This window comes from Streptomyces sp. NPDC001709 (genome assembly GCF_053596375.1).
Genome location: NZ_JBSFGB010000099.1, coordinates 1 through 9,613, shown reverse-complemented (window position 1 = coordinate 9,613; position 9,613 = coordinate 1). Strand labels below are relative to the sequence as shown.

At 74.9% G+C, this 9,613-nt stretch carries 2 protein-coding genes; both read right to left on the bottom strand.

Annotated elements, in window-relative coordinates; translation table 11 throughout:
* The coding region (locus tag ACWC0C_RS47475; RefSeq protein WP_450871385.1) for a type I polyketide synthase at window positions 1–6,473 on the bottom strand (6,473 nt) is incomplete at its 3' end.
* A 127-nt stretch (window positions 6,474–6,600) separates the two neighbouring features.
* On the bottom strand, window positions 6,601–9,613 hold a 3,013-nt coding region (locus ACWC0C_RS47470; protein WP_450871384.1), incomplete at its 5' end, for an SDR family NAD(P)-dependent oxidoreductase.

Sequence of the window (9,613 nt, the reverse complement as noted above, 5' to 3'; positions counted from 1 at the left end):
GGCGCCAGCGCCGCCGCACACTCCTCGATGCGGGCCTTGAACACCGGCGACTCCTCCAGCAGCCGGGCACCCATACCCACCCACTGCGTCCCCTGGCCGGGGAAGACGAACGCGGTCATCCCGGCGTCCGTGGCCGTGCCCTTGACCAGGCCCGGCGCGGCGCCCTCCTCGGTCAGGGCGCGCAGGCCCGCGAGGAGTTCGGCGCGGTCCGCGCCGACGACGACCGCGCGCTGCTCGAACGTCGAGCGGCTGGTGGCCAGGGAGAAGCCGACGTCGACCGGCTGGAGGTCGGTGTGCGCCTCGGCGTGGGCGAGCAGGGCTTCGGCCTGGGCGCGCAGGGCGGCCTCGGTGCGGCCCGAGACGAGCCACGGCACGGCCGCGACCGGGATACGGCCGTCCTCCTGCGCCGCCTCGGTGGCCGGGGCCTGCTCGAGGACGACGTGGGCGTTCGTACCGCTGATACCGAAGGAGGAAACACCCGCACGGCGCGGGCGGCCCGTCTCCGGCCAGGGGCGCTCCTCGGTGAGCAGCTCGACCGCGCCGGCCTCCCAGTCCACCTGCGGGGTGGGCGCGGAGACGTGCAGGGTCTTGGGGAGGACGCCGTGCTGGAGGGCCATGACCATCTTGATGAGGCCCGCGGCGCCGGAGGCGGCCTGGGTGTGACCGATGTTGGACTTCACCGAGCCCAGCCACAGCGGCTCGCGGTCCTCGCGGCCCTGCCCGTACGTGGCGAGCAGCGCCTGCGCCTCGATCGGGTCGCCCAGCTTCGTGCCGGTCCCGTGCGCCTCCACCGCGTCCACGTCCGCCGCCGCCAGGCCCGCACTCGCGAGCGCCTGGCGGATGACGCGCTGCTGGGAGGGGCCGTTGGGGGCGGTCAGGCCGTTGGAGGCGCCATCCTGGTTGATGGCGGTGCCCTTGACGACCGCGAGAACGTGGTGGCCGTTTCGCTCGGCGTCGGACAGGCGCTCCAGGAGCACCAGGCCCACGCCCTCGGACATGGCCATGCCGTCGGCGTCGGCGGAGAAGGCTCGGCTGCGGCCGTCGGCGGACAGGCCGCGCTGGCGGCTGAACTCGGTGAAGGACGCCGGGATCGCCATGACCGAGACACCGCCCGCGAGGGCCAGGTCGGACTCGCCCTGGCGCAGCGACTGGGCGGCCAGGTGCAGGGCGACCAGCGACGACGAGCAGCCGGTGTCCAGGGTGACGGCCGGGCCCTCGAGGCCGAGGACGTACGAGACGCGGCCGGAGGCGATGCTGGCGGTGTTGCCGGTGCCGAGGTAGCCCTCGACGCCCTCGGGCGCCTCGCGCAGGCGGGAGCCGTAGTCGTGGTAGCTGACGCCCGCGAAGACGGCGGTGCGGCTGCCTCGCAGCGACTGCGGGTCGATGCCGGCCCGCTCGAAGGCCTCCCACGAGGTCTCCAGAAGGAGGCGCTGCTGCGGGTCCATGGCCAGCGCCTCGCGCGGTGAGATCCCGAAGAAGCCGGGGTCGAACTCGTCGGCGTCGTGCAGGAAGCCACCGTGCTTGGTGTACGTCTTGCCGTGCTGTTCCGGGTCGGGGTCGTACAGGCCCTCGACGTCCCAGCCGCGGTTGTCGGGCAGCTCGGTGATCGTCTCGCCGCCCGCGCCGAGCAGCTGCCACAGCTGCTCGGGGGTCTTCAGGCCGCCAGGGAAACGGCAGCTCATGGCGACGATGGCGATGGGGTCGTCGTCGGGGCGCGCGACGACCGCGACCGGGGCGGCCTGCGCCGGGGCGGTGCCGCCGATCAGCTCCTCGCGCAGCAGCTCCACGAGGGCGTTCGGGGTGGGGTGGTCGAAGAGCAGCGTGGCGGGCAGCCGCAGGCCGGTGGCCGTGTTGAGGCGGTTGCGCAACTCGACCGAGGTCAGGGACTCGAAGCCCATGTCGCGGAAGGCGCGACCGGGCTCGATCTCGTCGGCGGAGGCATGGCCCAGGACGGCGGCGGCCTGGGTGCGCACCAGCTCCAGGAGGGCGCGGTCGCGCTCGGCGGGGGTGGCCAGGGAGGCGAGCCGCTGGGCGAGCGGCGAGGACGGTACGGACTCGGCTGCTTGGCCGGTGCCGGGCGCGGGGCGCTCGGCGGGCTCCAGGACGCGCCGGGCCTCGGGGACGCCGCCGAGCAGCGGGCGCGGACCGGCGGAGGTGAAGACGGGGACAAAGCGCTCCCAGTCCACGTCGGCGACGGCCACGAACGTCTCGTCGCGCTCGATGACCTGGCGCATCGCGGTGAACGCGGTGTCCGGATCGATGAAGGGCAGGCCGCGGGCCTGGAGCTGCTCGGGCTTCACGCCGTCGGGCAGCCGGTCCGGGTCCCACACGTTCCACACGCCCCAGGCGATGGAGCTGGCCTTGAGGCCGCGGGCGCGGCGCTCCTCGGCGAGCGCGTCCAGGTAGGCGTTGGAGGCGGCGTACGCGCCGTGGTCGCCGCTGCCCCAGACGCCGGCGATGGACGAGAACAGCACGAAGGCGTCCAGGTCGGCGTCGTCGAGGAGTTCGTCGAAGTAGCGGGCGCCGTTGACCTTGGCGGCGAGCACGTCGGCGAACTCGTCGAGACCGGACTCGGCGAGCGAGGCCAGCTCGATGAAGGCGGCGGCGTGGATGACCGTGCGCACGGTCTCACCGTCGTCCTTGAGCCCGGTGAGCAGCGCGGCGATCGAGTCGCGGTCGCCCGCGTCGCACGCGGCGACGGTCAGCTTGCCACCCAGCGCGGCGATCTCCTCGGTCAGCTCGGCCATGCCGGGCGCGGCGGGGCCGCGACGGCTGGTCAGGACCACGTGCTCGGTGCCGGTGCCGGTCAGCCAGCGGGCGATCAGGGGGCCGAGTGCGCCGGTACCGCCGGTGACGACGGCGGTGCCCCGGGAGCGCCAGGTGCCGCTGTTCTCCGTGGAGTCGGCGGGGCCGGGGGTGCGGACCAGGCGCCGGGCGAGGACGCCGGAGGCGCGGACGGCCACCTGGTCCTCTCCGTCGAGCCCGGCGAGCACGGCGGCCAGGCGCGTCTGCGCCCGGGCGTCGAGGGACTCGGGCAGGTCGACCAGCCCGCCCCAGCGGCGCGGCTGCTCCAGGGCGACGACCCGGCCCGCGCCCCAGACCTGAGCCTGGAGCGGGTGGGTGACGCGGTCGGCGCCGCCCGTGGTGACCGCGCCACGCGTGGCCATCCAGAGCGGGGTGTCCAGCTCGGCGTCGCCGAGGGCCTGGACCAGGGCGAGGGTGGCGGCCATGCCGGACACCATCGACGGGTGGGCGCCGTGCGGGCGCTCGTCGAGGGCCAGGAAGGACAGGACGCCCGCCGGGGCGGCCGCCTCGGAGCCCGCGAGGGCCCGCATCAACTCGCCTGCGTACAGGGAGCGTTCGGCGTCGGGGGCCGAGACGGTGAGCTCGACGACCTCGGCGCCCCGGGCGGCCAGCGCGGTGCGCGCGGCGGCCACGACGGCGTCGTCGGCGTACCCCTCGGGCGCCACGACCAGCCACGCGCCGGAGAGTGCGACGGGCGTGCGGGACTCGCCGACCGGGCGCCAGTCGAGACCGTAGCGCCACCCGTCCACGGTGGCCTCGCGGCGGCGCTCGCGACGCCACTCGGCGAGGGCCGGGAGCACCGCGCCGAGCGGGGCGTCGGCCTCCGTGGCGAGCGTGCCGACCAGGGTCTGCCAGTCCTCGCGCTCGACGGCAGCCCAGAAGCGGGCGTCGACGGCGTCCGAGGCGGTCGCGACGACCTCGCCCTCGGCGGCCTCGGCCTCCTCCAGCCAGTAGCGGGTGCGCTGGAAGGCGTACGTCGGCAGGTCGACGCGTTCGGGGGAGTACGGGGCGAAGTATGCGTCCCAGTCGACGATCGCGCCCTGGCTGTGGAGTTCGGCGGCGGAGGTCAGGAAGCGGGCCAGGGTGCCTTCGTCGCGGCGCAGGGTGCCGACCGCGATGACGTCGGCGGTCTCCTGGATGCCGATGGTCAGCACGGGGTGGGCGCTGGACTCCACAAAAACGCCGTATCCGTCCGCCACCAGGGCACCGACGGTCTCCTCGAAACGGACGGTCTGGCGCAGGTTGCGGTACCAGTACGCCGCGTCCACGGTGGCGGTGTCGATGACCCCGCCCTCGACCGTGGAGTAGAAGGGGATCTGGCTGGTGCGGGGCTGGATCGGGGCGAGGACGTCGAGGAGTTCGGCCTCGATGCGCTCGACGTGCGCGGAGTGCGAGGCGTAGTCGACGGGGACCTGGCGGGCGCGGATCTCATCGGCGCGGCAGGCGGCCACGAACTCGACGATGGCGTCCGCGTCACCGGCGACGACCGTGCTGGAGGGCCCGTTGACGGCGGCGACACCCAGGCGTCCGGTCCAGTCCTCGAGACGGGTCTCCACGTCCGTACGGGGAAGGGGAATGGAGGCCATGCCGCCCAGCCCGGCAAGCTCCCGCCCGATGACCTGCGCCCGCAACGCCACCACCCGAGCGGCGTCCTCCAGGGACAACGCCCCCGAGACGGCCGCCGCGGCGATCTCGCCCTGCGAGTGCCCGATCACCGCGCCGGGAACGACACCCACCGAGCGCCACACCTCGGCCAGCGACACCATCACCGCCCACGTCACCGGCTGGATCACATCAACCCGGTCCAGCTCCCGGCCCGCACGCAGCACCTCCACCGCGTCGAAGTCCACGAACGGCGCCAGCGCGTCCGCGCACTCCCGCAAACGAGCCGCGAACACCGGCGACTCCTCCAGCAGCCGGGCACCCATACCCACCCACTGCGTCCCCTGCCCCGGGAACACCAGGACCGCCTTGCCGGCGTTCCCCGCGACCCCGCGCACCACGGACACAGGGGACTCGTCGTTCGCCAAAGCGGCGAGTCCGGCGAGGAGTTCGTCGCGATCGGTGCCGACCACGACCGCGCGCTGCTCGAAAGCGGTACGGGAGGTGGCCAGGGAGAAGCCGACGTCCACCGGGTCGAGCTCGGGGCGCTCGGCGACGTACGCGAGCAGGGTCTCGGCCTGGGCCCGCAGCGCCGCCGGGGTCTTGGCGGACACCGGCCACGGCACGACGCCCGCGGTGGCGGCCGGGGCGGCGGGGGTCTCCGCCGCGTCCTCGGCCTCGTCCACCGGGGCCTGCTCCACGATCAGGTGGGCGTTCGTACCGCTGATGCCGAAGGAGGAGACACCCGCACGGCGCGGGCGGCCCGTCTCCGGCCAGGGGCGCTCCTCGGTGAGCAGCTCGACCTCGCCCGCCTCCCAGTCGATGCGGGAGGAGGCGGACTCGACGTGCAGGGTCTTCGGCAGGACTCCGTGTTCGAGTGCCTTGACGACCTTGATGACCGAGGCGACGCCGGCGGCGGCCTGGGTGTGACCGATGTTGGACTTCAACGAGCCCAGCCACAACGGCTCCTGGCCCTCGCGGTCCTGGCCGTACGTGGCGAGCAGCGCCTGCGCCTCGATCGGGTCGCCCAGCTTGGTGCCGGTGCCGTGGGCCTCGACGACGTCGATCTGGTCGCTGGTGAGACGGGCGTTGACGAGCGCGTCGCGGATGACGCGCTCCTGGGCGGGGCCGTTGGGCGCGGAGAGGCCGTTGGAGGCGCCGTCCTGGTTGATCGCCGAACCGCGTACGACGGCGAGGACCGGGTGGCCGTTGCGGCGGGCGTCGGAGAGGCGCTCCAGGAGGAGCAGGCCGACGCCCTCGGAGAGCGCGGTGCCGTCGGCGGCGTCGGCGAAGGCCTTGACGCGGGCGTCGGGCGCGAGGCCGCGCTGGCGGCTGAACTCCAGGTAGGAGGCGGGCGAGGACATGATGGACAGGCCGCCCGCGAGGGCGAGGGTGCAGTCGCCCTGGCGCAGCGACTGGGCGGCCAGGTGCAGGGCGACCAACGACGACGAGCAGGCGGTGTCCAGGGTGACGGCCGGGCCCTCCAGGCCGAGGGTGTAGGCGACGCGGCCGGAGACGACGCTGGCGGTGCTGCCGATGCCGAGGTGGCCCTCCAACTCCTCGGGGACGGCGTTCAGGCGGGTCGCGTAGTCCTGGTAGTTGCAGCCGACGAACACGCCGGCCTTGGTGCCGCGCAGGGTCTCGGGGTCGATGCCCGCGCGCTCGACGGCCTCCCAGGAGGCCTCCAGGAGCACGCGCTGCTGCGGGTCCATGGCCAGAGCCTCGCGCGGCGAGATCCCGAAGAAGCCCGCGTCGAAGTCGGCCGTGTCGTGCAGGAAGCCGCCCTCGCGGACGTAGCTGCGGCCGTGCCGCTCCGGGTCGGGGTCGAAGAGGCCGTCGATGTCCCAGCCGCGGTCGGTGGGGAAGCCGGTGATGGCGTCGCCGCCGTCGGCGACGAGCTGCCACAGCTCCTCGGGGGTGCGGACGCCGCCGGGCAGGCGGCAGCTCATGGCGACGATGGCGATGGGCTCGTGGTTCCTGGCCTCGACGTCACCGAGGCGGCGACGGGTCTGGCGCAGGTCGTTCATGGCCCGCTTGAGGTAGTCGCGGAGCTTGTCCTCGGTCATGTTCCGTGTGTCGGTCGTGGGCTTCTCGTCGGTCATCTCGGAATCCAGTCCTCGGGCGGGCGGAGCGAAGTTCTTCGGGGTGGGGCGGAGGGCGCGGCTCGACGCGCGCGTCCGGCACTCATGCGGGTCAGAAGTTCTCGGTCATGCCGAGCTCCTGGTCGATGAGGTCGAACATCTCGTCGTCCGAGACCGCGTCGAGCCCGTCGTCGTCGACCGCCCCGTCGGTCTCGCCCGGGGTGCCCCGGGTGTCGTCCCACTTCCACAGCAGGGCCTGCAGACGTGCCACGACCCGGTCGCGCAGCTCCGTGTCGTCGGAGCCGGTCGCGGCGAGGGACGCTTCGAGGCGCTGCAGGTCGGCGAGTACGGGTCGGTCGGCGTCCTGGCCGGCGGCGGGCGCCAGTTCGGCGCGCAGCTTGCGGGCGAGGGCCTCCGGGTTCGGGTGGTCGAAGACCAGCGTCGGGGGCAGCCGCAGGCCGGTGGCGGCCTTGAGGCGGTTGCGGAGTTCGACGGCGGTCAGGGAGTCGAAGCCCAGTTCCCGGAAGGCGCGCCGGGGCCGGACCTGCTCGGTGGTGGCATGGCCGAGGACCCCGGCCACGTGCTCGCCGACCAGGTCGAGCAGCAGCCTCTCCTGGTCCTCGGCGGTGAGGCCGGTGAGGCGCTCGGTCCAGTCGCTGCCGCCGCCGGTGCCGGTGTCCGCGGCGGCGCTGCCACGGCGTGCGGGGGCGGCGGGGGCCCGGACGACGGCCCGGAACAGCGCGGGCATGCCGCCCGCGGCTGCCTGGCGCCGCAGTTCGGCGGTGTCCAGGCGGGCGGGGTAGAGGACGGCGTCGTCCTCGGCCGCGCCCAGGGCGAGGTCGAAGAGGGCCAGGGCCTCCTCGGCGGGCATCGGGGCGGCGCCCGCTCGGGACATGCGGGCCATGTCAACGTCGCCGAGGCGGCTCGCCATGCCGCTGCTCTGGTCCCACAGGCCCCAGCCGAGGGAGAGGGCGGGCAGGCCGAGGGCGCGGCGGTGGCGGGCAAGGCCGTCGAGGAAGGCGTTGGAGGTGGCGTAGTTGGCGAGTCCGGCACCGCCGAGGGTGCCGGAGAGCGACGAGTACAGGACGAAGGCGCGCAGCGGCAGGTCGCGGGTGAGCTCATGCAGGTGGAGCGCGCCGTCCGCCTTGGGGGCGAGGACGCGGTCCATGCGCTCAGGCGTCAGCGACTCCACGATGCCGTCGTCGAGGACGGCGGCGGTGTGGACGACGGCCGTGAGCGGGCGGTCGGCCGGTACGGAGGCGAGCAGTGCGGAGACCGCGTCGCGGTCGGCGATGTCGCACGCCTCGACCCGTACGGCAGTGCCCAACTCGCCGAGTTCGGCGACGAGTTCGGTCATGCCGTCGGCGTCGGCGCCGCGTCGGCTGGTGAGCAGCAGGTGGCGGGCGCCGTGCTCGGTGACCAGGTGCCGGGCGAGCAGGCGGGCCAGGCCGCCGGAGGCGCCGGTGACCAGGACCGTGCCGTCGGGGTCGAGGGCCGCGGGCGCGACCTCGGCCGACTGGGCCTTGACCAGCCGGGCGGCGGTGTACTCCCCGTCGTGCAGGCGGAGTTGGGGTTCGCCGGAGGCGAGGGCCCGGGCCAGCTCGCGGCGGTGCGCGGCGGCCCGTACGGGCGCGTCGGCGTCGAGCAGGACGAACCGGCCCGGGTGCTCCACCTGCGCGGCGCGCACCGTGCCCCACACGGGGGAGCCGACCAGGTCGGCACCGCCGACGAGCACGAGGCGCGAGGACTCGAGGCGCTCGTCGGCCAGCCAGGCACGGATGAGTTCCAGGTTGCGGTATGCGCAGGCGCGCACCGTCGCCGCGATGTCCGCGCCCGCCGGGTCGTCGCCCAGGGCGCCGGGGCCATCCGGAGCGATCGGCACGAACACCGCCTCGGGGGCACCGTCCGCCGCGACGGCCTCCGCGAGGGCGTCCAGGTCGGTGTACCGCTCGGCGGCCTCGGGGGCCAAGCCCAGCGGGTCGGCGCCGAGGACGGCCCAGCGGGGGTTCTCGGACGCCGGGGCGCCCGCCTCCACCGGCAGCCAGTCCAGGCGGAACAGCGCGTCGCCCAGCGGCCTGCCGCCGGTGCCCTCGCGCGGGTCGAGCTGCCGCAGCAGCAGGGACTCCACGGTGAGGACGGGCTGCCCGGCCGGGTCGGCGACGTCCAGGGCCACGGCCTCGTCCCCGGCGGGGGCGAGGCGTACGCGCAGGGCGGCGGCCCCGGAGGCATGCAGGCGCACCCCGCTGAAGGCGAACGGCCTGCGGGTGCGGCCCTCTTCGGGCTCCGGCAGCACCAGGCCGAGGCCCAGCGGCTGGAGCGCGGCGTCCAGGAGCGCGGGGTGCAGCCCGTACGCCGCGGCTTCGGAAGCGGCGTCCTCGGGCAGCCGCAGCTCGGCGAAGACCTCGTCGCCGCGCCGCCACAGCGCGCGCAGGCCCTGGAACTCGGATCCGTACTCGACACCGGCGACGGCCAGCCGCTCGTAGGCGTCGGTCGCGCCGAGCGCCTCGGCACCACTGGGCGGCCAGGCCGCCAGGTCCGGGACCGGCACGGCGTCCGGTGCGGCGGGCGCGAGGACTCCCTTGGCGTTGCGGGTCCAGCCCTCGTCGCCCTCGGCGCACGAGTACAGGCTGACCTGGCGCTGACCGGAGTCGTCGGCCGCCGCGACGGCCACCTGCACGCGCACCGAACCCTGTTCGGGCAGGACCAGGGGCACCTCGAGGGTCAGCTCGTCGATCGTGCCGCAGCCGACCTCGTCGCCCGCGCGCACCGCCAGCTCCACGAACGCGGTGGCGGGCAGCAGCACGGTCCCGGCGACGGCGTGGCCCGCGAGCCACGGGTGGGTCTGGAGGGAGAGGCGGCCTGTGAGCAGCACACCGCCGGTCTCGGGCAGTTCGACGGTCGCGCCGAGCAGCGGGTGCCCGGCGGAGCCGAGCCCGATGGCGGGCGCGTCGGCCCGGCCCCGGCCGGCGGTCTCGGGCCAGTAGCGGGTGCGCTGGAAGGCGTATGTCGGCAGGTCGACGCGCTGGGGCCCGTACGGCGAGAAGTACGCCGCCCAGTCCACCGCCACGCCCTGCGCGTGCAACTCGGCGGCCGAGGTCAAGAAGCGGACCAAAGTGCCCTCGTCA